Origin of the sequence: Burkholderia sp. Bp9143, assembly GCF_003853645.1 — a bacterium.
In the GTDB taxonomy this organism is placed as follows: domain Bacteria; phylum Pseudomonadota; class Gammaproteobacteria; order Burkholderiales; family Burkholderiaceae; genus Burkholderia.
Window position 1 is genome coordinate 81,551 of sequence record NZ_QTPO01000025.1, and the last position, 23,725, is coordinate 105,275.

At 68.5% G+C, this 23,725-nt stretch carries 24 protein-coding genes; 11 read left to right on the plus strand and 13 right to left on the minus strand.

Annotation, left to right across the window (positions count from 1 at the left end):
• Positions 1-84: 84 nt before the first annotated feature.
• Complete coding sequence (gene trxA / locus DIE23_RS19980) at positions 85-930, minus strand: thioredoxin (RefSeq protein ID WP_124613715.1); 846 nt, start codon at positions 928-930, stop codon at positions 85-87.
• A gap of 52 nt (positions 931-982) precedes the next feature.
• Positions 983-1,864, minus strand: a complete 882-nt coding sequence (locus DIE23_RS19985) for a pirin family protein (protein WP_124613716.1) — start codon at positions 1,862-1,864, stop codon at positions 983-985.
• Positions 1,865-2,182: 318 nt separating this feature from the next.
• On the opposite strand from DIE23_RS19985, the gene DIE23_RS19995 reads away from it, so the two are divergent.
• Positions 2,183-3,061, plus strand: coding sequence for an EamA family transporter (locus tag DIE23_RS19995; RefSeq protein WP_185646499.1), 879 nt, complete (start codon positions 2,183-2,185; stop codon positions 3,059-3,061).
• Between the two features lie 45 nt (positions 3,062-3,106).
• Here DIE23_RS19995 and DIE23_RS20000 read toward each other — a convergent pair whose 3' ends face one another.
• A complete protein-coding gene (locus DIE23_RS20000; protein WP_124613719.1) occupies positions 3,107-4,633 on the minus strand; it encodes an N-acetylmuramoyl-L-alanine amidase in 1,527 nt (508 codons plus the stop codon).
• Entirely contained in the window at positions 4,615-5,166 is a 552-nt protein-coding gene (tsaE, locus tag DIE23_RS20005; RefSeq protein WP_124613720.1) for a tRNA (adenosine(37)-N6)-threonylcarbamoyltransferase complex ATPase subunit type 1 TsaE, read from the minus strand. The genes DIE23_RS20000 and tsaE overlap by 19 nt, the downstream gene beginning before the upstream one ends.
• A gap of 17 nt (positions 5,167-5,183) precedes the next feature.
• Here tsaE and queG point away from each other — a divergent pair, with 17 nt between their 5' ends.
• From queG to xerD, 3 genes are all read left to right on the plus strand, one after another.
• Complete coding sequence (gene queG / locus DIE23_RS20010) at positions 5,184-6,419, plus strand: tRNA epoxyqueuosine(34) reductase QueG (protein ID WP_124613721.1); 1,236 nt, start codon at positions 5,184-5,186, stop codon at positions 6,417-6,419.
• A gap of 63 nt (positions 6,420-6,482) precedes the next feature.
• Entirely contained in the window at positions 6,483-6,953 is a 471-nt protein-coding gene (locus DIE23_RS20015; protein ID WP_124613722.1) for a methylated-DNA--[protein]-cysteine S-methyltransferase, read from the plus strand.
• Entirely contained in the window at positions 6,950-7,912 is a 963-nt protein-coding gene (xerD, locus tag DIE23_RS20020; RefSeq protein WP_124613723.1) for a site-specific tyrosine recombinase XerD, read from the plus strand. The genes DIE23_RS20015 and xerD overlap by 4 nt, the downstream gene beginning before the upstream one ends.
• Before the next feature lie 46 nt (positions 7,913-7,958).
• Here xerD and DIE23_RS20025 read toward each other — a convergent pair whose 3' ends face one another.
• Positions 7,959-9,521 (minus strand): class I adenylate-forming enzyme family protein, encoded by a 1,563-nt coding sequence (locus DIE23_RS20025; protein ID WP_124613724.1) that lies wholly within the window; start codon positions 9,519-9,521, stop codon positions 7,959-7,961.
• A gap of 280 nt (positions 9,522-9,801) precedes the next feature.
• Here DIE23_RS20025 and ybaK point away from each other — a divergent pair, with 280 nt between their 5' ends.
• Positions 9,802-10,293: a Cys-tRNA(Pro) deacylase gene (gene ybaK, locus DIE23_RS20030; protein WP_121859523.1), complete on the plus strand. Its 492-nt coding sequence runs from the start codon at positions 9,802-9,804 to the stop codon at positions 10,291-10,293.
• 191 nt (positions 10,294-10,484) lie between these two features.
• Positions 10,485-11,123, plus strand: a complete 639-nt coding sequence (gene plsY / locus DIE23_RS20035) for a glycerol-3-phosphate 1-O-acyltransferase PlsY (RefSeq protein WP_124613725.1) — start codon at positions 10,485-10,487, stop codon at positions 11,121-11,123.
• Positions 11,124-11,238: 115 nt separating this feature from the next.
• Here plsY and DIE23_RS20040 read toward each other — a convergent pair whose 3' ends face one another.
• Entirely contained in the window at positions 11,239-11,724 is a 486-nt protein-coding gene (locus DIE23_RS20040) for a YajQ family cyclic di-GMP-binding protein (protein ID WP_124613726.1), read from the minus strand.
• 136 nt (positions 11,725-11,860) lie between these two features.
• On the opposite strand from DIE23_RS20040, the gene murB reads away from it, so the two are divergent.
• A complete protein-coding gene (gene murB, locus DIE23_RS20045; protein WP_185646500.1) occupies positions 11,861-12,919 on the plus strand; it encodes a UDP-N-acetylmuramate dehydrogenase in 1,059 nt (352 codons plus the stop codon).
• Positions 12,920-13,039: 120 nt separating this feature from the next.
• Here murB and argF read toward each other — a convergent pair whose 3' ends face one another.
• A complete protein-coding gene (argF, locus tag DIE23_RS20050) occupies positions 13,040-13,969 on the minus strand; it encodes an ornithine carbamoyltransferase (protein WP_014896237.1) in 930 nt (309 codons plus the stop codon).
• A gap of 413 nt (positions 13,970-14,382) precedes the next feature.
• On the opposite strand from argF, the gene DIE23_RS20060 reads away from it, so the two are divergent.
• Complete coding sequence (locus tag DIE23_RS20060) at positions 14,383-14,703, plus strand: DUF3579 domain-containing protein (RefSeq protein WP_006762342.1); 321 nt, start codon at positions 14,383-14,385, stop codon at positions 14,701-14,703.
• Positions 14,704-14,850: 147 nt separating this feature from the next.
• Here the strand turns inward: DIE23_RS20060 and rpsT are convergent, their stop codons facing one another.
• Entirely contained in the window at positions 14,851-15,123 is a 273-nt protein-coding gene (gene rpsT, locus DIE23_RS20065) for a 30S ribosomal protein S20 (RefSeq protein ID WP_006482211.1), read from the minus strand.
• Positions 15,124-15,427: 304 nt separating this feature from the next.
• Here rpsT and murJ point away from each other — a divergent pair, with 304 nt between their 5' ends.
• Positions 15,428-16,978, plus strand: a complete 1,551-nt coding sequence (murJ, locus tag DIE23_RS20070; protein ID WP_124613728.1) for a murein biosynthesis integral membrane protein MurJ — start codon at positions 15,428-15,430, stop codon at positions 16,976-16,978.
• An 8-nt stretch (positions 16,979-16,986) separates the two neighbouring features.
• Positions 16,987-17,829: a SirB1 family protein gene (locus DIE23_RS20075; RefSeq protein ID WP_124613729.1), complete on the plus strand. Its 843-nt coding sequence runs from the start codon at positions 16,987-16,989 to the stop codon at positions 17,827-17,829.
• A gap of 77 nt (positions 17,830-17,906) precedes the next feature.
• Here the strand turns inward: DIE23_RS20075 and DIE23_RS20080 are convergent, their stop codons facing one another.
• The 5 genes from DIE23_RS20080 to lpxK all read right to left on the minus strand — a co-directional run bounded on the left by DIE23_RS20080 (position 17,907) and on the right by lpxK (position 21,887).
• Positions 17,907-18,665 carry a 3-hydroxyacyl-CoA dehydrogenase gene (locus DIE23_RS20080; RefSeq protein ID WP_124613730.1) on the minus strand — a complete coding sequence of 253 codons (759 nt, stop codon included), beginning with the start codon at positions 18,663-18,665 and terminating at the stop codon, positions 17,907-17,909.
• 229 nt (positions 18,666-18,894) lie between these two features.
• Positions 18,895-19,557: an adenylate kinase gene (gene adk / locus DIE23_RS20085; protein ID WP_124499805.1), complete on the minus strand. Its 663-nt coding sequence runs from the start codon at positions 19,555-19,557 to the stop codon at positions 18,895-18,897.
• Between the two features lie 207 nt (positions 19,558-19,764).
• Positions 19,765-20,556 carry a 3-deoxy-manno-octulosonate cytidylyltransferase gene (kdsB, locus tag DIE23_RS20090; protein ID WP_124613731.1) on the minus strand — a complete coding sequence of 264 codons (792 nt, stop codon included), beginning with the start codon at positions 20,554-20,556 and terminating at the stop codon, positions 19,765-19,767.
• A gap of 118 nt (positions 20,557-20,674) precedes the next feature.
• Entirely contained in the window at positions 20,675-20,878 is a 204-nt protein-coding gene (locus tag DIE23_RS20095; protein WP_006750935.1) for a Trm112 family protein, read from the minus strand.
• A complete protein-coding gene (lpxK, locus tag DIE23_RS20100) occupies positions 20,859-21,887 on the minus strand; it encodes a tetraacyldisaccharide 4'-kinase (protein ID WP_124613732.1) in 1,029 nt (342 codons plus the stop codon). The genes DIE23_RS20095 and lpxK overlap by 20 nt, the downstream gene beginning before the upstream one ends.
• A 450-nt stretch (positions 21,888-22,337) precedes the next feature.
• On the opposite strand from lpxK, the gene xseA reads away from it, so the two are divergent.
• Complete coding sequence (gene xseA, locus DIE23_RS20105; RefSeq protein WP_124613733.1) at positions 22,338-23,720, plus strand: exodeoxyribonuclease VII large subunit; 1,383 nt, start codon at positions 22,338-22,340, stop codon at positions 23,718-23,720.
• Positions 23,721-23,725 lie beyond the last annotated feature (5 nt).

The following is a 23,725-nucleotide window of genomic DNA, read 5'->3' on the forward strand; positions in this document are numbered from 1 at the left end:
GAATGTTGCGGCGCGGCAGGCCCGCCGCGCGCCGCCCGCGACAAGGCGATTCGGCCGGGCCATCGTGGCCCGGCCGGTCGCTCGTCAGTTGAGCGCCATGCTCAGCTTGCGCCGCCATGCGGCCACGAGTTCGGGGCGATCGCCCGCCAGCTCGAATACCGAGATCATCGTGCGGCGGCCGAGGTCGTCGCCATACGCGCGGTCGCGCAACACGATTTCCAGCAACTGCTCGAGCGCCCCTTCGTACGCGCGTCGCGCGATCAGGCTCTGCGCGAGGTCGAAGCGTGCTTCGAGATCGGCGGGGTTCGCTTCGATGCGTGCTTCGAGCGCATCGGTCGGCGGCAGGTCGGCCGTCGCGTCGAGCGCATCGAAACGGGTCTTGATGGCCTGGTAGCGCGGATCCGCAGCCTGCACGGTCGGCGACAGGCGCTCGGCCTCCGCGCGCGCGGTGTCCACCTCGTTGTTCGCGAGCAGCAGTTCGATCAGGTCGAGCCGTGCGTCGTCGAAACCGGGGTTCAGCGCGAGCGCCGCTTCGAGGTGGGTGAGCGCATCGTCGTAGCGCGACTCGGCGATCGCGTATTGCGCGGCGCGGCGTTCGGCTTCGTCGGGCGCCGGCAGCAGCCGGTCGAGGAACGCGCGCAACTGGCCTTCCGGCAGCACGCCGATGAACTGGTCGACCGGGCGCCCGTCGGCGAACGCGATCACGTGCGGGATGCTGCGCGTCTGGAAGTGCGCGGCGAGCTCCTGGTTCTCGTCGACGTTCACCTTCACGAGTTTCCAGCGGCCGTCGTAATCGGCTTCGAGCTTTTCGAGCAGCGGGCCGAGCGTCTTGCAGGGGCCGCACCACGGCGCCCAGAAGTCGACCAGCACGGGCGTGTCCAGCGACGCCTCGATGACGTCTTTTTCGAAAGTGGCAAGCGTGGTGTCCATGTCGTTCTCTTCCGTTCGAATGTCGTCAGGATGGGGGCGGCGCGCCCCTTTTTCAACGCGGCTTCGCTTCGGGCAGCGGAATCCACTCGGTTTCGCCGGGGACCTTGCCCATTTCCTGGTTCGTCCACGCCCGTTTCGCGCGCTCGATCGCGTCGCGGCTGCTGGCGACGAAGTTCCATTCGATGAAGCGTTCGCCGTCGATCTTGTCGCCGCCCAGCAGCATCGCGCGCGCGCCGTTGCCGCTCACGAGCGTGACGGTGGCGCCGGGCGCGAGCACGGCCATCTGCTCGGCCGGCACCGGCGTGCCGTCGATCGAGAGGTCGCCGCCGACCACGTAGACCGCGCGCTCCTCGTGCGACGCGTCGAGTTCGAGGCTGCCGCCGGCCGCGAATTCCGCGGCGACATACAGCGTGCGCGAGAACGTCGTGACGGGCGAGCGCAGGCCGAACGCGTCGCCGGCGATCACCGTCAGCGACACGCCGTTCTCGTCGCGCTTCGGCAGCGCGTCGGCCGCATGGTGTTCGAACGACGGCTCGGTGGTTTCGTGTGCGACGGGCAGCGCGACCCAGGTCTGGATCCCGTGCACGGTATGGCCGCTCGCGCGCTGCGCGTCGGGCGTGCGCTCCGAGTGCACGATGCCGCGGCCGGCCGTCATCCAGTTCACGTCTCCCGGCACGATTTCCTGCAGCGAGCCGAGGCTGTCGCGGTGCAGGATCGCGCCGTCGAACAGGTAGGTGACGGTGGCGAGTCCGATGTGCGGATGCGGGCGCACGTCGAGCCCGGTGCCGGCCGGCAGCGTCGCGGGGCCCATGTGATCGAAGAAGATGAACGGGCCGACGAGGCGCGCGGCGAGCGCGGGCAGCGTGCGGCGCACCTGCAGGTTGCCGATGTCGCGAATGTGCGGCTTCAGCAGGGCTTTGATCGGATCGGTCATGGCGGGCCTCGTGGGGAACAGCTGGAATGCCGGTCATTGTACTGGCGGCACGGCGGCACGGCGGCACGGCGGCACGGCGGCACGGCGGCACGGCGGCACGGTGGCACGGTGGCACGGCGGCGACGCGCGCATCGCGGGGCGCAAGCACCGGCCGGCGGCGCCGGCGCAAGCGGGCACGCGCGATGCGGCCTTCCCGCTGCCGCTTCGTCGCCGCATGTTGCCGATTCCATGCGCGCCGCGCGGGTATCGGGCCGCACGGCGAAATTCGGTAGACTGATCGGCCTCGGAAACCATCTGACAATTGAGGAGACGCCGATGATGGCCCCGAAGGACTTGCTGCTCGCGCTGGTCGTGATCCTGGCGTGGGGCGTGAACTTCGTCGTGATCAAGGTCGGCCTGCACGGCATGCCGCCGATGCTGCTCGGCGCGCTGCGCTTCACGCTTGCGGCGGTGCCTGCGGTGTTCTTCGTGCGCCGACCGCAGATTCCGTGGCGCATGCTGATCCTGTACGGCGCGACGATCCAGCTCGGCCAGTTCGTGTTCCTGTTCACCGGCATGTACGTCGGCATGCCGGCCGGCCTCGCGTCGCTCGTGCTGCAGTCGCAGGCATTCTTCACGCTGGTGTTCGCGATGCTGTTCCTCGGCGAGCGGCTGCGCGTGCAGAACCTGGTCGGGCTCGCGATCGCCGCGGCCGGGCTCGCCCTGATCGCGGCGCAGGGCGGCCGCGCGATGACGTTCGCGGGCTTCCTGCTGACGATCTGCTCGGCCGCGATGTGGGCGTTCGGCAACATCGTCACGAAGAAGGTGGGCAAGGCGAACCTGGTGTCGCTCGTCGTGTGGGCGAGTCTCGTGCCGCCCGTGCCGTTCTTCCTGCTGTCGCTGTGGTTCGAGGGGCCGCAGCGGATCGAGGCCGCGCTGCTCGGTCTGAACGGCGAGTCGATCTTCGCGGTCGTCTATCTCGCGTTCGTCGCGACGCTCGTCGGCTACGGCTTGTGGAGCCGTCTGATGTCGCGCTATCCGGCCGCACAGGTCGCGCAGTTCTCGCTGCTGGTGCCGATCGTCGGGCTCGCGTCGTCGGCGCTGCTGCTCGACGAGCATCTGACGGACGTGCAGTTGATCGGCGCCGCGCTCGTGATGGGCGGGCTCGCGGTGAACGTGTTCGGCGGGAAGCTGGTGCGCCGTTTCGCGGCGTCGTGACGCGCCGGCACGCAGCGCGTGCCGGCGGCGGGGGAGGGTGGCCCGTCAGGCCATCCGGCTCTTCGCGAGCGGCGGATTCGCGGCGAAGTAACGCTTGATGCCGCGGAAGATCGCGTCGGCCATCTGGTCGCGATAGCTGTCGTCGTTCAGCCTGCTCTCCTCTTCCGGGTTGCTGATGAACGCGGTCTCGACGAGGATCGACGGAATGTCGGGCGCCTTCAACACCGCGAACCCGGCCTGCTCGACCGAGCCCTTGTGCAGCTTGTTGATGCCGCCGACTTCCTTCAGCACGTAGTTGCCGTAGCGCAGCGAATCGCGGATCTGCGCGGTCGTCGACATGTCGAACAGCGCACGGCTGACGGCCGCGTCCTGCGTCTTGATGTTGATGCCGCCGATCAGGTCGGACGAGTTCTCCTTGTTCGCGAGCCAGCGCGCCGCGGCGCTCGACGCACCGTGGTCGGACAGCGCGAACACCGACGAGCCCCGCGCGGACGGCGTCGTGAACGCATCGGCGTGGATCGACACGAAGAGATCCGCGCCGACGCGGCGCGCCTTCTGCACGCGTACGTTCAGCGGGACGAAGAAGTCGGCGTCGCGCGTCATCATCGCGCGCATGTTCGGCGCGCCGTCGATCTTTGCGCGCAGCTTCTTCGCGATGTCGAGTGCGATGTGCTTCTCGTACGTGCCGCCGCCGCCGATCGCGCCCGGATCCTCGCCGCCGTGGCCCGGATCGATCGCGACCGTCAGCAGGCGCACGGTGCCGCCCTTGCCGGATTTCGGCGCGGTGAACTTGTAGGTATCGCCGTCGTCGTCGCTGTCGTCGCGGCGCGCGATGACGGGTGGCGGCTTGACGGCCGGCTTCGCGGGTGCGGAAGGCGTGGCGGCGGCCGGCGGCGTGCGCGGCGTCGCCGGCGTGTTCTGCGCGAAGCGCTGGAAGAACGCGTCGCTGTTGTCGCCCGTGGCGGGCGGCGGCGCGGCCGGGCCCGCGAGCGTGGTCGGCGGCTGCATCTGCTGCGCGCGCGCGGTGTCGTTGAGCGCCTGTTCCTTGCGTTCCGTCTGCGCGATCAGGTCGGTCAGCGGATCGGGTGCGACGGCCGGATACAGGTCGAACACGAGCCGGTACTTGTAGGTGCCCACCGGCGGCAGCGTGAATACCTGCGGCTTCACCGAGCCTTTCAGGTCGAACACCATCCGCACGACGTGCGGCTGATACTGGCCGACGCGCACCGACTGGATCTGCGGATCGTTCGGCGCGATCTTCGACACGAGGTCGCGCAGCGCCTGGTCGAGATCGAGCCCGTTCAGGTCGACGACGAGCCGGTCGGGCCCCTGCAGCAGCTGTTGGCTATTCTGCAGCGGCTGGTCGGATTCGATCGTGACGCGCGTGTAATCGCGCGCGGGCCATACGCGCACGCCGAGCACCGACGACGCGTGCGCGAGCCGCGGTGCGACGAGACCGAGCACCAGCGTCGACGCGCCCGCGCACAAGATCTGGCGGCGCCGCCAGTTGTGCGTCGCTGTGGCCGCCGATTCGATCGAGCGGAACGGTTTGATCAACATCTTTCGAGACATGCCTTTCCTGAAGCGCTGTACGCCCGGACGGTGAGGGCGCGGCCGTCGCCATCAATGTCGAGCGAGAAAACCAGATCGGGCACGCCGAGCAGGGTGCCTGCCTGTTGCGGCCATTCGACGAGGCAGATCGCGCTGGAATTGAAATATTCGCGAAAGCCTGCGTCGGACCACTCGGCCGGATCGTTGAATCGATACAGATCGAAGTGATAGACCTCAAGTTCCCCGTCGTCGCGTGCGAATGCGTACGGTTCGACGAGCGTGTAGGTCGGGCTGCGCACGCGTCCCGGGTGGCCGAGGCCGCGCAGGATCGCGCGCACGAGGGTCGTCTTGCCCGCGCCGAGGTCGCCGATCAGCTGGATCTGCAGTCCGTCGAACGCGTGTGCATGGGCGAGTTCGCCGCGTGCCGCGTCGAGCGCGTGCGCGAAGCGGGTGCCGAAGGCCTCGGTCGCCGCTTCGTCGGCGAGTGCGATCACGCGCTCCGCGAGCGGGGCAGGCAGCGTGTCGGCATGAGGCGTATGGGACGTGGCTGGCATTCTCGTAAAATAGTGCGATGAACCGATTACCGGAACTCGCCGCATCCGACAGGCCTTCGACTCGTGCCGAAGGCGTGGCGCCGTGCGCGCTCGATGATGCGACGTTGACTGCGCTCGCCGCTCGCATCAGGGCGTGGGGGCGCGAATTGGGTTTCGGGGCGATCGGCATCAGCGATACCGATCTCTCGGATGCCGAAGCAGGCCTCGCCGCCTGGCTGGAAGCCGGGTACCACGGCGAAATGGATTATATGGCGAAACACGGGATGAAACGCGCGCGGCCGGCCGAACTTGTGGCCGGTACGCGACGCGTGATCTCCGCGCGGCTCGCCTATCTGCCGGCCCAGACACTTGCCGCCGACGGTCCTGCTGCATCCGCCGGCGCGCTCGTGCCGCATGACTGGCGCGCACGCGAGCGCGCGCGTCTCGACGATCCTCAGGCGGCCGTCGTGTCGATCTACGCACGCGGCCGCGACTATCACAAGGTGCTGCGCAACCGCCTGCAGACGCTCGCGGAGCGCATCGAGCGCGAGATCGGCGCATTCGGCTACCGCGTGTTCACCGATTCGGCGCCGGTGCTCGAGGTCGAGCTCGCGCAGAAGGCCGGGGTCGGCTGGCGCGGCAAGCATACGCTGTTGCTGCAGCGCGACGCGGGTTCGCTGTTCTTCCTCGGCGAGATCTACGTCGACGTGCCGCTGCCGACCGACGCGCAAACGGCGCCCGACAGCGCGCCCGAGACGCCCGGCGCGCACTGCGGCAGCTGCACGCGCTGCATCGGCGCATGTCCGACCGGTGCGATCGTCGAACCGTATCGCGTCGACGCGCGCCGCTGCATCTCGTACCTGACGATCGAACTGAAAGGCAGCATTCCGGAGCCGCTGCGGCCGATGATCGGCAACCGCGTGTACGGCTGCGACGACTGCCAGCTCGTGTGTCCGTGGAACAAGTTCGCGCAGGCCGCGCCCGTCGCCGATTTCGACGTGCGGCACGGGCTCGACCGCGCGACGCTCGTCGAGCTGTTCGGCTGGGACGCTGACACATTCGATACGCGGATGCAGGGCAGCGCGATCCGGCGCATCGGTTACGAAAGCTGGCTGCGCAATCTCGCGGTCGGGCTCGGCAATGCGTTGCGCGCGCCGGCCGATCGGCTCGCGCCCGATGCGCGCGACGCGATCGTCGCCGCGTTGCGCGCGCGGGCCGACGATCCGTCGCCGGTCGTGCGCGAGCATGTCGAATGGGCGCTGCGTGCCGCATGAAGGCGGCGTAAAGTGTCGTCGGCGCGCGGCGGCGCCGCGCGTTTCACCGGTGAGGAGAAGCTCATGTTCAACGCAGTCATCGACGCACCGTTCGGCAAGGTCGGCATCCGCACCGATGCCGCGGTGGTGCGCGAGATCGTCTATCTGCCCGAGTCGGTCAAGTCGGTCGATCCGGATTCACTGCTCGCGAAGCGCGCGGTCAAGCAGATCGAACGTTATTTCGAGCGCGCGTCGGCACGCTTCGACCTGCCGCTCGCCGACGTCGGCAGTGCCTTCCAGCATCGTGTGTGGAACGTGATCAGCGATATTCCGCCCGGCACGGTGCTGACCTACGGACAGGTCGCGAAGCGGATCGGCAGCGCGCCGCGCGCGGTCGGCCAGGCGTGCGGCGCGAACTATTTCCCGCTCGTGATCCCGTGCCATCGCGTCGTCGCGGCAGGTGGCCTCGGCGGCTTCGCGAACCACGATGACAATGGCTATTACCAGAAAGTGAAGCGCTGGCTGCTGGCGCACGAAGGCGTGCCGTACCGATGAGTGAACCGTTGCTTTCCCCCGACTCCGCGTCCGACGCCACCGGCGACGAGGCCGCGGCATCGCCCGCGCTGCTCGCGAGCCGCGCGTCGATCGACGTGTTCTGCGACGCGCTGTGGCTCGAGCACGGGCTCGCGCGCAACACGCTCGATGCGTACCGGCGCGATCTGATGCTGTTTTCGCAATGGCTGGCCGCGACGCACGATACGTCGCTCGACTCGGCCGACGAGACGATGGTGACCGGCTACATCGGCGCGCGCAGCGACGGCAAGGCGACGTCGTCGAACCGGCGGCTATCGGTGTTCCGTCGCTATTACGGCTGGGCCGTGCGCGAGCATCGCGCGAGCGCGGACCCGACGCTGCGGATCACGTCGGCGAAGCAGGCCGCGCGGTTTCCGTCGACGCTGTCCGAGGCGCAGGTCGAGGCGCTGCTCGGCGCGCCCGACATCGGCACGCCGCTCGGCCTGCGCGATCGCACGATGCTGGAGCTGATGTACGCGAGCGGGCTGCGCGTGAGCGAGCTCGTCACGCTGAAGACCGTCGAGGTCGGGCTCAACGAGGGCGTCGTGCGCGTGATGGGCAAGGGTTCGAAGGAGCGGCTCGTGCCGTTCGGCGAAGTCGCGCATGGCTGGATCGAGCGCTACCTGCGCGACGCGCGGCCGGCGCTGCTCGGCGCGCGCGCGGCCGACGCGCTGTTCGTGACCGCGCGCGGCGACGGGATGACGCGCCAGCAGTTCTGGAACATCATCAAGCGCCACGCGCAGCACGCCGACGTGCGCGCGCACCTGTCGCCGCATACGCTGCGGCACGCGTTCGCGACGCACCTGCTGAACCACGGCGCCGACCTGCGCGTCGTGCAGCTGCTGCTCGGCCACAGCGACATCTCGACCACGCAGATCTACACGCACGTCGCGCGCGAGCGGCTGAAGACGCTGCACGCGCAACATCACCCGCGCGGCTAGCGCGGCGCGCGCCGGCCCACGCGCGGGATGCGGCTGGCGCCGCGCATCACGCGAGATCGCGCAGCTTGTGCTTCAGCACCTTGCCCGTCGACGCGGCGGGCAGCGCATCGAGCACGCGGATGCGCGCGGGGCGCTTGTAGGGCGCGAGCCGTTCCGCGCACCATGCCTGCAGCGCGGCCTCGGTCGCGGTCGCGCCCGGCACCAGCTCGACGAACGCGAGCACTTCCTCGTTGCCCTCGACCGCGCGGCCGACGACGGCCGCCTGCACGACGTCCGGGTGCGCGTTCAGCACCTGTTCGACCTCGACCGGATACACGTTGAAGCCCGAGTGGATGATCAGCTCCTTGCTGCGGCCCGCGATCGTCACGGAGCCGTCCGCTTCCCGGCGCGCGAGATCGCCAGTGCTGAGCCAGCCGTCGGGCGACACGGCCGCGCGCGTCGCATCCGCGTTGCGGTAGTAGCCGAGCATCACGTTCGGCCCGCGCACACGGATTTCGCCCACTTCGCCTGGCGGCACGTCGGCGCCGTCCGGTCCGACGATCCGCATCTCGACGCCCGGGATGGGCACGCCGACCGAGCAGTCGGTACGCGGCGCGTCGAGCGGCGTCTGCGTGATCGTCGGGCTGCTCTCGGTCATCCCGTAGCCGTTGTGCAGGGGCACGCCGTATACGCGCTCGACGCGCGCCTTCAGGTCGGCGTCGAGCGGCGAGCCGCCCGAATACGCGAAGCGCAGCCGCGGCGCGCGCCATGCGTGCGCGTGCGTGTGCAGGTGCTCGAGCAGCTTCGCGTGCATCGCGGGCACGCCCTGGAAGATCGTCACGCCTTCGTCGGCGAGCGCGACACGCACGGCCTCCGGCGAGAAGCGCGGCGCGAGCCGCAGCGTTGCGCCCGCGTACAGGCTGCCGAGGCAGACCGACGCGAGCCCGTACACGTGCGATACCGGCAGCACCGTATAGACGAGGTCGTCGGGCGACACGCCGCGCAGCGCGCTCGACGTCGCCGCGATGAACAGCAGGTTGCGGTGCGACAGCATCACGCCTTTCGGCGTACCCGTCGTGCCGGTCGTGTAGATCAGCGCCGCGCACTGCGCGGCTCCGTCGGTCGCCACCGGCTCGCCGGGCGCGTTCGTGTCGACGCGGTACGACCAGGCGCCGATGTCGACCGGCAGCGCGTCGGCGGGCGTCGCGTCGTAGCGCGCCGCGTGTGTGCGCGCATCGGGCGATGCTTCCGTCGCGAACGCGATCAGCTTCGGCCGTGCGTGCGCGGCGATCGCATCGAGTTCGCCGGCCGACAGCCGCGCGTTCGACACGAGCGCCCATGCGTCGACGCGCGCGACCGCGAACAGCAGCACGATCTGCGCGACGCTGTTTTCCGCGACGATCATCACGCGATCGCCGCCGCGCACGCCAAGGCGCGCGAGCCGCTCGGCGGCCGCATCGACGGCCTGCGACAGCTCGGCGTACGACAGGCGACGCGCGTCCTCGATCAGCGCCGGATGCGGGGGCGCATGCGCGGCCCAGCGGGCGGGCACGTCGGCGATGCGGCCGGGCAGCGCGGCGAGCAGTGCCGCGACGTCGAGCGGCGCGGATGGGCGGGCAGGCGAGGACATGGCGTCTCCAGAAGAAGGGCCGGGCGGCGGCGCGGCGAGTTTTGCGAACGATCGTGCCATGACGGCGGGTGCGCCACAATCGGTCAATCGGGCAATAGCACTTCGCGATGTCCGCAATGATGACGGAGGGGGCGCCGCGGCGACAGGCGCGCTCGCCCGGGACCCCGGGACAAAAGGGCCGCGAGTATACCGCCGGTGCGCGGCACGCTGCCGCGATCACGAGAGGGTGCGATCGCGCGATGACGACCGCCCGCCGGTCGTTCGCCATTAAAATGCCGCCATGAGCAAATCCAGACACGTGTCCGAGACACCCGCGACCCAGCTGCTGCGCCGCCACGGCGTCGCATTCGACGAGCATCCGTACGACTACGTCGAGCACGGCGGCACCGGCGAGTCGGCGCGCCAGCTCGGCGTCGACGAGCATAGCGTCGTGAAGACGCTCGTGATGGAGGACGAGCACGCGAAGCCGCTGATCGTGCTGATGCACGGCGACCGCACGGTGTCGACCAAGAACCTCGCTCGGCAGATCGGCGCGAAGCGCGTCGAGCCGTGCAAGCCCGACGTCGCGAACCGCCATTCCGGCTATCTGGTCGGCGGCACGTCGCCGTTCGGCACGCGCAAGACGATGCCCGTGTACGTCGAGTCGACCATCCTCGAATTGCCGACGATCTACCTGAACGGCGGCCGTCGCGGCTACCTCGTCAGCCTCGCGCCGGCGGTGCTCACGACGCTGCTCGGTGCGACACCCGTGCAGTGCGCGAGTGTCGACTGAGGGTTTCACCTTCGTGGCAGGCCGTGCTCGTTCGGTAGAATGAGCGCCGTTTCGGCCGCTCGGCCCGCTCGGCCCGCACGGCCGGCCGCCACGGCCTGCCAGCGGTTCGCCGCGACGGCACCCGCCGCAACCGGCCGGCATGCCGCGCCCGGCCGTCCCTTTACCGATACGTTGAAAGAAGAGTTCTCCGCATGCAGATCCTGCTCGCCGCACTTGTTGCCTACCTGATCGGTTCGGTGTCGTTCGCCGTTGTCGTCAGCGCCGCGATGGGCCTGGCCGATCCCCGTTCGTACGGGTCGAAGAATCCCGGCGCGACCAACGTGCTGCGCAGCGGCAACAAGAAGGCCGCGATCCTGACGCTCGTCGGCGACGCATTCAAGGGCTGGCTCGCCGTCTGGCTCGCGCGGCACTTCGGGCTGTCCGACGTCGCCGTCGCGTGGGTCGCGATCGCCGTGTTCGTCGGCCACCTGTATCCGGTGTTCTTCCGCTTCCAGGGCGGCAAGGGCGTCGCGACCGCAGCCGGCGTGCTGCTCGCCGTGCACCCGGTGCTCGGCCTCGCGACCGCGCTGACCTGGCTGATCGTCGCGTTCTTCTTCCGCTATTCGTCGCTCGCGGCGCTGGTGGCGGCCGTGTTCGCACCGGTGTTCGACGTGTTCCTGTTCGGCACCGGCCACAACCCCGTCGCATGGGCCGTGCTGGCGATGAGCGTGCTGCTCGTGTGGCGTCACCGCGGCAACATCTCGAAGCTGCTGGCCGGGCAGGAAAGCCGGATCGGCGACAAGAAGAAGGCAGCCTCCGACGGCGGTGCGCAGGACGGCGGGAAGGTCTGAGGAAGGGGATTGCTGCGGCCCGCCGGGGCGCCCCGTGTGCGGGGCCCGGCGGCGCGGCGTGATCGGCTGACGGCGCGGTTGACTGCGCGGCTGACGTCGGGATTGGCGGCGTCGATCAGTCGCGGAAGTTGTTGAAGTCGAGCGGAGTGTCGGTCACGTCCTTGCGCAGCATCGCGATCACGCTCTGCAGGTCGTCGCGCTTCGTGCTGGCCACGCGCACCGCGTCGCCCTGGATGCTCGCCTGCACCTTGATCTTGCTGTCTTTCACGAGCCTGACGATCTTCTTCGCGAGGTCGCCCGTCACGCCCTTCTTCACGGTGACGATCTGCTTGACCTTGTCGCCGCCGATCTTCTCGACCTTGCCGTAGTCGAGGAAGCGCACGTCGACGTTGCGCTTCGCGAGCTTGTTGATCAGCACGTCCTTGACCTGGCCGAGCTTGAAATCGTCGTCGGCGAACAGCGTCAGCTCGCGCTCCTTCTGCTCGACGCGCGCGTCGGAGCCCTTGAAGTCGAAGCGCGTCGAAATTTCCTTGTTCGACTGCTCGATGGCGTTCTTCACTTCGATCATGTTCGCTTCGGAAACGACGTCGAACGATGGCATGGCATTCTCCCTTGAGATGCGGGCGCCCGGCTTGCGCGCGGGCACTCGCTATAATTGCGGACTGTTTGCCATTTTACCGATGCCCCTCCGTTTGCCCAAGGCCGGCCGTGCGCCCGCCCGGCGGACGTGACCGCGAATACCGATGCCTTCTGACGATTCCGCCCTGTCGCTGCTCCCCGACCATCCGCTCGCCGCGCACAACACGTTCGGCATCGCCGCGAAGGCGCGCTTTGCCGCGCGCATCACGCACGCCGCGCAGTTCGAGGCGCTGCACCGCGACCCGCGCGTCGCGTCGCTGCCGCAACTCGTGCTCGGCGGCGGCAGCAACGTCGTGTTCACGCGCGATTTCGACGGCGTCGTGCTGCTCGACGAGATCGCCGGCCGCCGCGTTGTGCGCGAGGACGACGATGCATGGTACGTCGAGGCCGGCGGCGGCGAGAGCTGGCATACGTTCGTCGCGTGGACGCTCGAGCACGGGATGCCGGGCCTCGAGAACCTTGCGCTGATTCCGGGCACCGTCGGCGCCGCGCCGATCCAGAACATCGGCGCGTACGGCCTCGAGATGAAGACGTATTTCGACTCGCTGGTCGCCGTCGAACTCGCGACGGGGCGCAGCGAGCGCTTCGACGCCGCGCGCTGCGCGTTCGGCTATCGCGACAGCTTCTTCAAGCGGGAAGGGCGCGGCCGTTTCGCGATCGTCGCGGTGACGTTCCGGCTGCCCAAAAGCTGGACGCCGCGACTCGGCTATGCGGACGTCACGCGCGAACTCGACGCGCGTGGCATCGCGCCGGACGCGGCGACGCCGCTCGACGTGTTCGACGTGTTCGACGCGGTCGTCGCGATCCGCCGCGCGAAGCTGCCCGATCCGCTGGTGCTCGGCAACGCGGGCAGTTTCTTCAAGAATCCGGTGATCGACGACGCGCAGTTCGACGCGCTGCGCGCGCGCGCGCCGGACGTCGTGTCGTATCCGCAGCCGGACGGGCAGGTGAAGCTAGCGGCCGGCTGGCTGATCGACCGCTGCGGCTGGAAAGGGCGCGCGCTCGGCGCGGCGGCCGTGCACGAGCGGCAGGCGCTCGTGCTGGTGAATCGCGGTGGCGCGACGGGCGCCGACGTGCTCGCGCTGGCGCGGGCGATCCAGGACGACGTGCGCGAGCGGTTCGGCGTCGAGCTCGAACCCGAGCCGGTGTGCCTTTAACGTCGGTTTTCGTCCCGCGCGTTTCATTCGCTTCGCCCCGTACAAACAAAAAGCGCCGATCGTCGATCGGTGCTTTTTGTTCATATTCCGCCGGGTTCCGGCGGCGCGCGAGTGCTGCGGTCAGTGCTTGAGGCGGCCGAGCAGCAGGAACTCCATCAGCGCCTTCTGCACGTGCAGGCGGTTTTCCGCCTCGTCCCACACGACGCTCTGCGGGCCGTCGATCACGCCGGCCGTCACTTCCTCGCCGCGGTGCGCGGGCAGGCAGTGCATGAAGAGCGCGTCGGGGTTCGCGTGGCCCATCATTTCCTCGTCGACGCACCAGTCGGCAAACGCCTGCTTGCGCGCTTCGTTCTCGGCTTCGAAGCCCATGCTCGTCCACACGTCGGTCGTCACGAGATCGGCGCCCTTGCACGCTTCGTTCGGATCGTCGAACACCTCGTAGAACGGCGCGCTGTCCGGCGACACGAGCTTCATGTCGAGCGCATAGCCCGGCGGCGTCGACAGGCGCAGCTTGAAGCCGAGGATCTGCGCGGCTTCGATCCACGTGTACAGCATGTTGTTCGCATCGCCGACCCACGCGACCGTCTTGCCGGCGATCGGGCCGCGGTGCTCGTAGTACGTGAAGATGTCGGCGAGCACCTGGCACGGGTGGTATTCGTTGGTCAGGCCGTTGATCACCGGCACGCGGGAGTTCTCCGCGAAGCGCGTGATCACGTCCTGCTCGAACGTGCGGATCATGATGATGTCGACCATCCGCGAGATGACCTGCGCGGAATCCTCGACCGGCTCGCCGCGGCCGAGCTGCGTGTCGCGCGTGCTCATGAACACCGCGTGGCCGCCGAGCTGGAAGATGCCGGCTTCGAACGACAGCCGCGTGCGCGTCGAGCTCTTCTCGAAGATCATCGCGAGCGTGCGGTCGTGCAGCGGGTGATAGGTCTCGTAGTTCTTGAACTTGCGCTTCAGGATACCCGTGCGTTCGAGCACGTACTCGTAGTCTTCCAGCGAGAAATCCTTGAACTGCAGGTAGTGACGAATGGTTTTGGCGGTCATGAAGCGAAATACGGCGGGTCTCACCCGGCAGCGGGGCCGGACGGCGCCGCCGTCGGGTGTGGATAACTCAAAGCAGCATAAAGGATTTTCTGTGCTTTGACGAGCCACGAAGAAAAGCGGGGAGCGATCGGGGCGGGCGACGGAGGGTGTCGGAAGAGGGGGGGCGGCACGACGCGCGATGGCGCGCTGCGGTATAATTCAAAAGTTTTCTCCAGCCCGGCAGGCAAGGCTTTTCGCGTTCTGCCGGACACAAGCCGTGCGCTGCACAAATCCGGTGCGGCGCGCCGGCGGCACGCATCGACGGCCTGTTTTTCGGGATATCGAAGCGCGTGTGCCGCCGTCCCCCCAGCCTTGTGTTCGCGTGTCCAGGCGCCGTCGCCTGGACATTGCCGGGCCGTCACTTGGGTAACCACATGGCTGAAACCCCTCCGACCGAATTCTTCATCCAGGGCATCACGAAAGACGGGAAAAAATTTCGCCCGAGCGACTGGTCGGAGCGTCTGGCCGGCGTCATGGCCTGCTTCGGGCCGGGTGCGAGCGGGCCGAACGCGCGCCTGAAATATTCGCTGTACGTGCGCCCGACGATGCTCGGCGACCTGAAATGCGTGATCCTCGATTCCCGGCTGCGCGACATCGAGCCGATGGCGTTCGATTTCGTGCTGAACTTCGCGAAGGACAACAACCTCGTCGTCACCGAGGCGTGCGAACTGCCGGACTACAACGAAAAGAAGTGAATTCGACGGGCGAGGGCGCATGCCGCGCCCGCGTCCGGCAGTCGCCCGGCGCGATGCACGGACGACGCGCAACAAAAAAGCCCGCCTAGGCGGGCTTTTTTGCGATCGCAGGAAACAGGAGCGCCCGCCGAAGCGGGCACGCCGGATTTACGCTGCTGCCTGCAGACCCTTGACGGCTGCGGCGAGGCGGCTCTTGCTGCGAGCGGCCTTGTTCTTGTGAACGATCTTCTTGTCGGCGATCGTGTCGATCGTCTTCACGGCAGCCTTGAACAGCTCGGCAGCCTTTGCCTGGTCGCCGGCTTCAACAGCCTTGCGAACCGACTTGATCGCGGTACGGAATTTCGAGCGCAGCGCCGAGTTGTGCGAATTTGCCTTCGCGGCTTGGCGGGCGCGCTTGCGTGCTTGTGCGGAGTTAGCCATGACGGTTCCTTATCCTGTCCTGTTTCCAGAGCTTGGAGCCTGACGGCCAAGCGCTGCTTTTCGATCCGTCCCCTGAGAGCGATTGCCCAGGGGCGCATAAAAAACGGTGATTTTAACCGAGGCCGAGACATGAAAACGACAGGCGCCGTGCATGTAACAGGCTCAGAAACCGGCGATTATAGCAACAAAATCAAGCGTGTGGCAAGGTCAACGTGACGTCGGCCGGACGGGGGCGCCGGCGACGTGCGCCCTTTTCGGCATCCGTCCGTGCCGGGACACGCAACGTCCGTATAATAAGCGCCCCATGAATCTATTCCGAGCCCTGCTGACGGTCAGCGGCTTCACGCTGCTGTCGCGCGTGACCGGACTGGCCCGCGAGACGCTGATCGCCCGTGCGTTCGGCGCCAGTCAATACACCGACGCGTTCTACGTCGCTTTCCGCATTCCGAACCTGCTGCGCCGCCTGTCCGCCGAAGGCGCGTTCTCGCAGGCGTTCGTGCCGATCCTGGCCGAGTTCAAGAACCAGCAGGGGCACGACGCGACCAAGGCGCTCGTCGACGCGATGTCGACCGTGCTCGCCTGGGCGCTCGCCGTGCTGTCGGTCCTCGGGATCGCCGGCGCGTCGTGGGTCGTGTTCGCGGTCGCGTCCGGCCTGCACACCGACGGGCAGGCGTTCCCGCTCGCGGTCACGATGACGCGGATCATGTTCCCGTACATCGTGTTCATCTCGCTGACGACGCTCGCCTCCGGCGTGCTGAACACCTACAAGAGTTTCTCGCTGCCGGCGTTCGCGCCGGTGCTGCTCAACGTCGCGTTCATCGCCGCGGCCGTGTTCGTCGCGCCGCATCTGAAGGTGCCGGTCTACGCGCTCGCATGGGCCGTCATCGTGGGCGGCGTGCTGCAGTTCCTCGTGCAGCTGCCGGGGCTGAAGAAGATCGACATGGTGCCGCTGATCGGCCTCAACCCGGCGCGCGCGCTGCGTCATCCCGGCGTGAAGCGCGTGCTCGCCAAGATGGTGCCCGCGACGTTCGCGGTGTCGGTCGCGCAACTGTCGCTGATCATCAACACCAACATCGCGTCGCGGCTCGGGCAGGGCGCGGTGTCGTGGATCAACTACGCCGACCGGTTGATGGAATTCCCGACCGCGCTGCTCGGTGTCGCGCTCGGCACGATCCTGCTGCCGAGCCTGTCGAAGGCGCACGTCGATGCCGATTCGCATGAATATTCGGCGTTGCTCGACTGGGGGCTGCGCGTCACGTTCCTGCTCGCGGCGCCGAGCGCGCTCGCGCTGTTTTTCTTCGCGACGCCGCTCACCGCGACGTTGTTCAACTACGGCAAGTTCGATGGGCATACGGTCACGATGGTCGCGCGCGCGCTCGCGACCTACGGGATCGGTCTCGTCGGCATCATCCTGATCAAGATTCTCGCGCCGGGCTTCTACGCTAAGCAGGACATCAAGACGCCCGTGAAGATCGCGATCGGCGTGCTGATCGTCACGCAGATCTCGAACTACGTGTTCGTGCCGCTGATCGGCCATGCGGGCCTCACGTTGAGCATCGGCGTCGGTGCATGCCTGAACTCGCTGCTGCTGTTCCTCGGGCTGCGCAAGCGCGGCATCTACCAGCCGTCGCCGGGCTGGCTGCGCTTCTTCGTGCAGTTGATCGGCGCGGCGCTCGTGCTCGCGGGCCTGATGCACTGGTGCGCGATCAGCTTCGACTGGACCGGCATGCGTGCGCAGCCGCTCGATCGCATTGCGCTGATGGCCGCGTGCCTCGTGCTGTTCGCTGCACTATATTTCGGTATGTTGTGGGTGATGGGCTTCAAATACGCTTACTTCAGAAGGCGCGCCAAGTGACGACCGCAATGACCCGCGTCCTCGACTACTTCAGCACGCTCGTGGCGGACGACGACAGTCTGCCCGTCACGGAAACCGCGCTGTCGCTCGCGCAGGACGCGTATCCCGACCTCGACCTGCAGGGTACGCTGGCCGAAATCGACATGCTGGCCGCGCGGCTGAGCCGCCGGCTCGCCGACGATGCGGACCTGAAGGACCGCGTCGCCGCGCTGAACGAATTCTTCTTCCGCGAACTCGGCTTCGCATGCAATCACAACGATTACTACGACCCCGATAACAGCCACCTGAACGCGGTGCTGAAGCGGCGGCGCGGGATTCCGATCTCGCTGTCGGTGCTGTACCTGGAGCTCGCCGAGCAGATTGGCGTGCCGGCGCGCGGCGTGTCGTTCCCCGGCCACTTCCTGCTGCGTGTGACGCTGCCGGACGGCGACCTGATCATCGATCCGACCAACGGCCATTCGCTGTCCGAAGCCGAGATGGTCGAGATGCTCGAGCCGTACGTCGCGCGTGCGGCGGGCGCGGTCGACAGCGCGTTGCGCGCGTTGCTGCAGCCGGCCACGAGCCGCGAGATCATCGCGCGGATGCTGCGCAACCTGAAGACGATCTATCTGCAGACGGAACGGTGGCAGCGGCTGCTCGCGGTGCAGCAGCGGCTCGTGATCCTGTTGCCCGAACACCTCGACGAGGTGCGCGATCGCGGCTTCGCGTATGCGCGGCTCGACTATCTGCGCCCCGCGCTCGAGGATCTCGAGCAGTATCTGGGTGAGCGGCCCGAGGCGGACGACGCGACCGTCGTCGAATCGCAGGTGACCGAGTTGCGGCAGCGGATGCAGCGCGACGGCGAGGACTGAGCCCTCGCCGTATCGCTGGAACCCGGAACGTCAAAACGCCCGCATCGCGGGCGTTTTTCGTTTGCAGCTGTTCGCATTTATTTCGGCTGCATCCGGATCGCGCCGTCGAGGCGGATCACTTCGCCGTTGAGCATCGGGTTCTCGACGATCTGGCGCACCAGCATCGCGTATTCGTCCGGTTTGCCGAGCCGCGGCGGGAACGGCACCATCGCGCCGAGCGCGTCCTGCACGTCCTTCGGCATACCGAGCAGCATCGGTGTCTCGAACAGCCCGGGCGCGATCGTCATCACGCGGATGCCGCTGCGCGACAGGTCGCGTGCGATCGGCAGCGTCATGCCTGCGACGCCGGCCTTCGACGCCGCATACGCGGCCTGGCCGATCTGCCCGTCGTAGGCGGCGACCGATGCGGTGCTGACGATCACGCCGCGTTCGCCACCGTCGTTCGGCGCGGTCGCGGCCATCGCGGCCGCCGCGAGCCGGATCATGTTGAAGGTGCCGATCAGGTTCACGTTGATCGTCTTCGCGAACACGTCGAGCGGATGCGCGCCGTCCTTGCCGACGGTTTTCGCGGCGGGCGCGATGCCCGCGCAGTTCACGAGGCCGCGCAGCGTGCCCGCGCGCGTCGCGGCGTCGACGGTCGCCTGCGCGTCGGTCTCGCTCGACACGTCGCAGCGCACGAACAGGCCGCCCAGCTCGCTCGCGAGCGCCGTGCCGGCCGCCTCGTTCAGGTCGGCGAGCACGACCTTGCCGCCGGCCTGCGCAAGCATGCGGGCCGTTCCGGCGCCGAGGCCCGATGCGCCGCCCGTGATCAGAAAGACGTTGCCGCGAATCTCCATCACTGTCTCCTTGGTTGGGTCCGATGCCGGTCGATCGGAGGATAGGCCGCCGGGCCGGTTCACGCGACGCACACATTCGATCGATTGTACGGGGCGCCGCCGGGCGTCGGCGAGACCGGCACGGTCGTGCGAATCCAGGTCGGAGGAAACGGACCGAATCGACAACGCAGACGAAACGGACGAAAAAAAACCGCCCGGAAAGGGCGGCTTGCGGTGCACGACGCGATGCTCACTTCAGTGCGTCGAACGCACGCTCTCGGATTTCATCGACGCTGCCGAGGCCCGAGATCTTGCGATACTGCGGGGCCTTCAGGCCGTTTTCCTCGCCGCGCTGCGCCCAGTCGCCGTAGTACGTGATCAGCGGCTTGGTCTGCGCTTCGTACACTTCGAGACGCTTCTTGACGGTTTCTTCCTTGTCGTCGTCGCGCTGGATCAGCGGTTCGCCCGTCACGTCGTCCTTGCCCTCGACCTTCGGCGGGTTGAACTTCACGTGGTACGTGCGGCCCGATGCCGGGTGCGTGCGGCGGCCGCTCATGCGCTCGACGATCTCCGAGAACGGGACGTCGATTTCGAGCACGTAGTCGATCGCGACGCCGGCTTCCTTCATCGCGTCAGCCTGCGCGATCGTGCGCGGGAAGCCGTCGAACAGGTAGCCGTTCGCGCAGTCGGATTCCTTCAGGCGCTCCTTCACGAGGCCGATGATCAGGGCGTCCGGCACGAGCTTGCCGGCGTCCATGTAGCCCTTCGCCTCGACGCCGAGCGGCGAGCCGGCCTTGACGGCCGCGCGCAGCATGTCGCCCGTCGAGATCTGCGGGATGCCGAACTTTTCCTTGATGAAATTTGCCTGGGTACCCTTGCCCGCGCCGGGCGCACCCAACAGGATCAAACGCATGGTGATATCTCCGGTATGTAGATTCGTGTGGCGAGACGCAAAAGCGTCGGCGACAGCATGCGCGGGGCTTGCCTTGCGCGCGGCGGACCGGTCTGATGCGGCGCGTCGGCGAAAAGCGACGTGCGGCTGCCGGGACGGGCCGTGGCGGGGGCAAGCGAGGCGCGCGGGTCGCGGACGGCTCGCACAATCGCCTGATTATGCCACGGGTTATTTTGAACCCGGCCGAAAAAGGGCCTGCACGCGCGCGAGATCGGCCGGCGTGTCGATTCCGGCTTCGGGCGCATGCTCGGTGATCAGCACGGCGATGCGCTCGCCGTGCCACATCGCACGCAGCTGTTCGAGCTGCTCGGCCTGCTCGATCGGCGCCTGCGCGAGCGACGGATAGGTGCGCAGGAAACGCGCGCGATACGCGTAGAGGCCGATGTGGCGGAAGACCGGAAAGGCCGGCGCCGGCATGGCCGCGACGTCGGGCCAGTGCGGCTGGTACGCATCGCGGCTCCACGGAATCGGCGCGCGTGAGAAGTACATCGCGACGTTGCGCGCGTCGAGCGCGACCTTCACGATGTTCGGGTTGAACACGTCGGCCGCGTCGTGGATCGGGTGCGCGGCGGTCGCGATCGCGCAGTCCGGATGCGCGGCGAGGTGCGACGCTACGTCGCGCACAAGCGCGGGGTCGATCAGCGGCTCGTCACCCTGCACGTTGACGACGACGGTGTCGTCGCGCCACCCGAACGTCGCGGCGACTTCCGCGAGCCGGTCGGTGCCGGACGGATGGTCGGCGCGCGTCAGCACCGCTTCGAAACCGTGCTCGCGGGCCGCGTCGAGCACGCTCTGCGCGTCGGACGCGACGAGCACCTGCTGCGCACCCGCTTCGCGCGCACGTTCGGCGACACGGACGACCATCGGCTTGCCGCCGAGATCGGCGAGCGGCTTGTTCGGCAGGCGCGTCGACGCGAGCCGGGCAGGAATGACGGCGATGAAGGGCTGCGGATGAGTCATCGGGGCGGGTCGGTGAGAAGAGCGGGGCGGGCGGCGCGTCGAAGGCAGGCCGCTCGGCAGGGTCCGGCACGCGGCCGCGGGCGAACTGCGGCCGGGCGCCGGTACAGCGGTGCGGCGTTTAGCTGCCCGCCGGGCCGGCGGGGTCGACCGGCGTGCCTTCGACGGTCTGGCGTGCTTCGTCGACGAGCATCACGGGGATGCCGTCGCGGATCGGGTAGGCGAGCTTGTCGGCGTTGCAGATCAGCTCCTGCGCGGCGCGGTCATAGTGGAGCGGGCCTTTGCAGATAGGGCACACAAGGATTTCAAGCAGGCGAGCGTCCACGGAGTTTCTCCACAACGAGGGCAATGAGGCGAGGATCGAGCGCGGCTTCGACGGGGACGACCCACAGCCGAGCGTCGCGCCAGGAAGCGCCCAATTTTACTGCATCCTTCTCGGTGATCAGGATCGCATCGACCGCGTCGTCGACGAACGGATTGTCGGCGAACGCGTAATGGTCGGGCAGCGCGCGCGTCGCCGGCGCGAGGCCGGCCGCGCGCAGCGTCGCGAAGAAGCGTTCCGGCGCGCCGATGCCGGCCGCGGCGAGCACGCGCTCGTTCGCGAATTGCGACAGCGGGCGGCGCAGCGCCGGCTGGTCGAGGTGCCAGGCGGCGCCCGGTGTCAGCGCGAGCGCATAGGTATCGGGCCACGGCGGCAGCGCGCCGCTGTACGGATCGTTGACGAGCGTCGCGTCGCGATGGCGCGACAGCGGCTCGCGCAGCGGGCCGGCCGGCAGCAGGAAGCCGTTGCCGCCGAGCCGGTGGTCGAACACGACGAGCTCGACCGTGCGCGCGAGGCGGTAGTGCTGGAGGCCGTCGTCGCTGACGATCACGTCGACGTCAGGATGCGCGGCGCGCAGCGCCTGCGCGGCCGCGACGCGGTCGGGGCAGACCCAGACGGGCGCACCGGTGCGGCGCGCGATCAACAGCGGTTCGTCGCCGGCCGCGCTCGCGCGCGACGCGGGCGTGACCGCGGTGGGCGCCTTCACGTTCGCGCCGTAGCCGCGCGACACGACGCCCGGCGTGAAACCGGCCGCGCGCAGCGCGTCGACGAGCGCGATCACGGTCGGCGTCTTGCCGGTGCCGCCGACGGTCACGTTGCCGACCACGACGACGGGCACGCCGACGTCGACCGGCTGCTTCCAGCCCTGCGCGTAGGCCGTGCGGCGCAGCGCCGCGCACAGGCCGAACACGCACGCGAACGGCGTGAGCGCCCACGCGAGGGCGCCGCGCCGCTGCCATTCGCGCGTGAGGCGCGCTTCGAGCCGCGCGAGCGGGCTGCCGGGCGCGCTCATCGGGCCGGGCGCGGCGCGTCGTGCGCCGCGGCGTGGGACGGATTCGTCAAGACGGATTCTCCGTTGGGCGGCGCATGCCGCAAGGTCTTCGGAAGGCGGCACTCTAGCGCGCCGCACGCGGGCGCGGCAAGCGCGGCCGGGCGACGCCCTCGATGGGGCCGGATCGGGGCGGGCTGTGGATAACTCTGTGAAAAACTCCCTGCCTGTTCGCGTCAAACGCCCGCCAGGTGGACATCGAATCGATGGCAAATCAAACCGTAAGGTTTAAAAAACTATAAAAATCAATGTGTTGTGTGGAATCGTCTGGTTTTTTCCGCGGTTTTCAAGCGTTTTTGATGGACGATTGCCAGAGTGTGGACACCTTCCGCGTGTTGCAGCGCGGGCGGCCGGCGCTGGACGCCGCGCGCGCGTCGGACTATCGTGTCGCCGCCAGCATTCATTCGACCGCCCATGCTTTCCGACTCTCCTTTTTCCGCTCCCGGCGCCACTCGCGGCGGCGACGAAGTGATTCCCGTTTCGGCGCTCAATCGCGCGATTTCGACGATGCTCGAGCGCTCGTTTCCGCTGCTGTGGATCTCGGGCGAAGTGTCGAATTTCACGCGCGCCGCGAGCGGCCACTGGTATTTCTCGATCAAGGACCAGCAGGCGCAGATGCGCTGCGTGATGTTTCGCGGTCGCGCGCAGTACGCGGAATTCACGCCGCGCGAAGGCGACCGGATCGAGGTGCGCGCGGTCGTCACGATGTACGAGCCGCGCGGCGAAGTGCAGCTCAACGTCGAGGCCGTGCGGCGCACCGGCCAAGGGCGCCTGTACGAGGCGTTCCTGAGGCTGAAGGCGCAGCTCGAGGCCGAAGGCCTGTTCGCGCCCGAGCGCAAGCGGCCGCTGCCGGCGCACCCGCGCGCGATCGGCATCGTCACGTCGCTGCAGGCCGCCGCGCTGCGTGACGTGCTGACCACGCTCGCGCGCCGCGCGCCGCACATCCCGGTGATCGTCTATCCGGCGCCCGTGCAGGGCGCGGGCTCGGCCGAGAAGCTCGTCGCGGCCGTGCAGACCGCGAACGCGCGGCGCGAGGTCGACGTGCTGCTGGTCTGTCGCGGCGGCGGGTCGATCGAGGATCTGTGGTCGTTCAACGACGAAGCGCTCGCGCGTGCGATCGCGGCGAGCGAACTGCCGGTCGTCAGCGGCGTCGGCCACGAAACCGATTTCACGATCGCGGACTTCGCGGCCGACCTGCGCGCGCCGACGCCGACCGGCGCGGCCGAGCTCGCGAGTCCGCAGCGCGCGTTGCTGTTGCGCGAGGTTGCCGACCGGCAGCGCGTGCTTGCACGCAGCCTGGAACGCGGGCTCGAGCAGCGTGCGCAGCAGCTCGACTGGCTCGCGCGCCGGCTCGTCAGCCCGGCCGAACGGCTGCAGCGGCAGCGCGTCCATGTCGAACAGCTGGCGGTGCGGCTCGCGTCGGCGGCGTCGCGGCCGGTGCGCGACGCGCGTGCGCGTTTCGCGCTCGCGCAATTGCGCTGGCAGCGCGCGCGGCCCGACCCGGCGCAGGCGCGCCATGCGCTCGCAGGGCTGTCGCAACGTCTCACGGTGGCGCTGCAGCGCCGTCACGAGCGCGATACCGCGCGCGTGTCGGCCTGCGCGGCGCGGCTAGAGGTGCTGAGCCCGCAGCGCACGCTCGAGCGCGGCTACGCGGCGCTGATCGACACGCAGACCGGCCGCGCGGTGCGCGCGCCGAATGCGCTGAAACCGCAGCGCCGCCTGACCGTGCATCTCGCCGAGGGCTCGGCCGACGTATCGCTCGCCGACGTGCAGCCGCGGCTGACCGATGCGATCTGACGACG

What these genes read in the sequence shown, in the direction of transcription:
- trxA (WP_124613715.1), bottom strand. Translation starts at nt 930, where the DNA reads ATGGACACCACGCTTGCCACTTTCGAAAAAGACGTCATCGAGGCGTCG.
- DIE23_RS19985 (WP_124613716.1), bottom strand. Translation starts at nt 1,864, where the DNA reads ATGACCGATCCGATCAAAGCCCTGCTGAAGCCGCACATTCGCGACATC.
- DIE23_RS19995 (WP_185646499.1), top strand. Translation starts at nt 2,183, where the DNA reads ATGGCCCCGAAGGACTTGCTGCTCGCGCTGGTCGTGATCCTGGCGTGG.
- DIE23_RS20000 (WP_124613719.1), bottom strand. Translation starts at nt 4,633, where the DNA reads ATGTCTCGAAAGATGTTGATCAAACCGTTCCGCTCGATCGAATCGGCG.
- tsaE (WP_124613720.1), bottom strand. Translation starts at nt 5,166, where the DNA reads ATGCCAGCCACGTCCCATACGCCTCATGCCGACACGCTGCCTGCCCCG.
- queG (WP_124613721.1), top strand. Translation starts at nt 5,184, where the DNA reads ATGAACCGATTACCGGAACTCGCCGCATCCGACAGGCCTTCGACTCGT.
- DIE23_RS20015 (WP_124613722.1), top strand. Translation starts at nt 6,483, where the DNA reads ATGTTCAACGCAGTCATCGACGCACCGTTCGGCAAGGTCGGCATCCGC.
- xerD (WP_124613723.1), top strand. Translation starts at nt 6,950, where the DNA reads ATGAGTGAACCGTTGCTTTCCCCCGACTCCGCGTCCGACGCCACCGGC.
- DIE23_RS20025 (WP_124613724.1), bottom strand. Translation starts at nt 9,521, where the DNA reads ATGTCCTCGCCTGCCCGCCCATCCGCGCCGCTCGACGTCGCGGCACTG.
- ybaK (WP_121859523.1), top strand. Translation starts at nt 9,802, where the DNA reads ATGAGCAAATCCAGACACGTGTCCGAGACACCCGCGACCCAGCTGCTG.
- plsY (WP_124613725.1), top strand. Translation starts at nt 10,485, where the DNA reads ATGCAGATCCTGCTCGCCGCACTTGTTGCCTACCTGATCGGTTCGGTG.
- DIE23_RS20040 (WP_124613726.1), bottom strand. Translation starts at nt 11,724, where the DNA reads ATGCCATCGTTCGACGTCGTTTCCGAAGCGAACATGATCGAAGTGAAG.
- argF (WP_014896237.1), bottom strand. Translation starts at nt 13,969, where the DNA reads ATGACCGCCAAAACCATTCGTCACTACCTGCAGTTCAAGGATTTCTCG.
- DIE23_RS20060 (WP_006762342.1), top strand. Translation starts at nt 14,383, where the DNA reads ATGGCTGAAACCCCTCCGACCGAATTCTTCATCCAGGGCATCACGAAA.
- rpsT (WP_006482211.1), bottom strand. Translation starts at nt 15,123, where the DNA reads ATGGCTAACTCCGCACAAGCACGCAAGCGCGCCCGCCAAGCCGCGAAG.
- murJ (WP_124613728.1), top strand. Translation starts at nt 15,428, where the DNA reads ATGAATCTATTCCGAGCCCTGCTGACGGTCAGCGGCTTCACGCTGCTG.
- DIE23_RS20075 (WP_124613729.1), top strand. Translation starts at nt 16,987, where the DNA reads ATGACCCGCGTCCTCGACTACTTCAGCACGCTCGTGGCGGACGACGAC.
- DIE23_RS20080 (WP_124613730.1), bottom strand. Translation starts at nt 18,665, where the DNA reads ATGGAGATTCGCGGCAACGTCTTTCTGATCACGGGCGGCGCATCGGGC.
- adk (WP_124499805.1), bottom strand. Translation starts at nt 19,557, where the DNA reads ATGCGTTTGATCCTGTTGGGTGCGCCCGGCGCGGGCAAGGGTACCCAG.
- kdsB (WP_124613731.1), bottom strand. Translation starts at nt 20,556, where the DNA reads ATGACTCATCCGCAGCCCTTCATCGCCGTCATTCCTGCCCGGCTCGCG.
- lpxK (WP_124613732.1), bottom strand. Translation starts at nt 21,887, where the DNA reads ATGAGCGCGCCCGGCAGCCCGCTCGCGCGGCTCGAAGCGCGCCTCACG.
- xseA (WP_124613733.1), top strand. Translation starts at nt 22,338, where the DNA reads ATGCTTTCCGACTCTCCTTTTTCCGCTCCCGGCGCCACTCGCGGCGGC.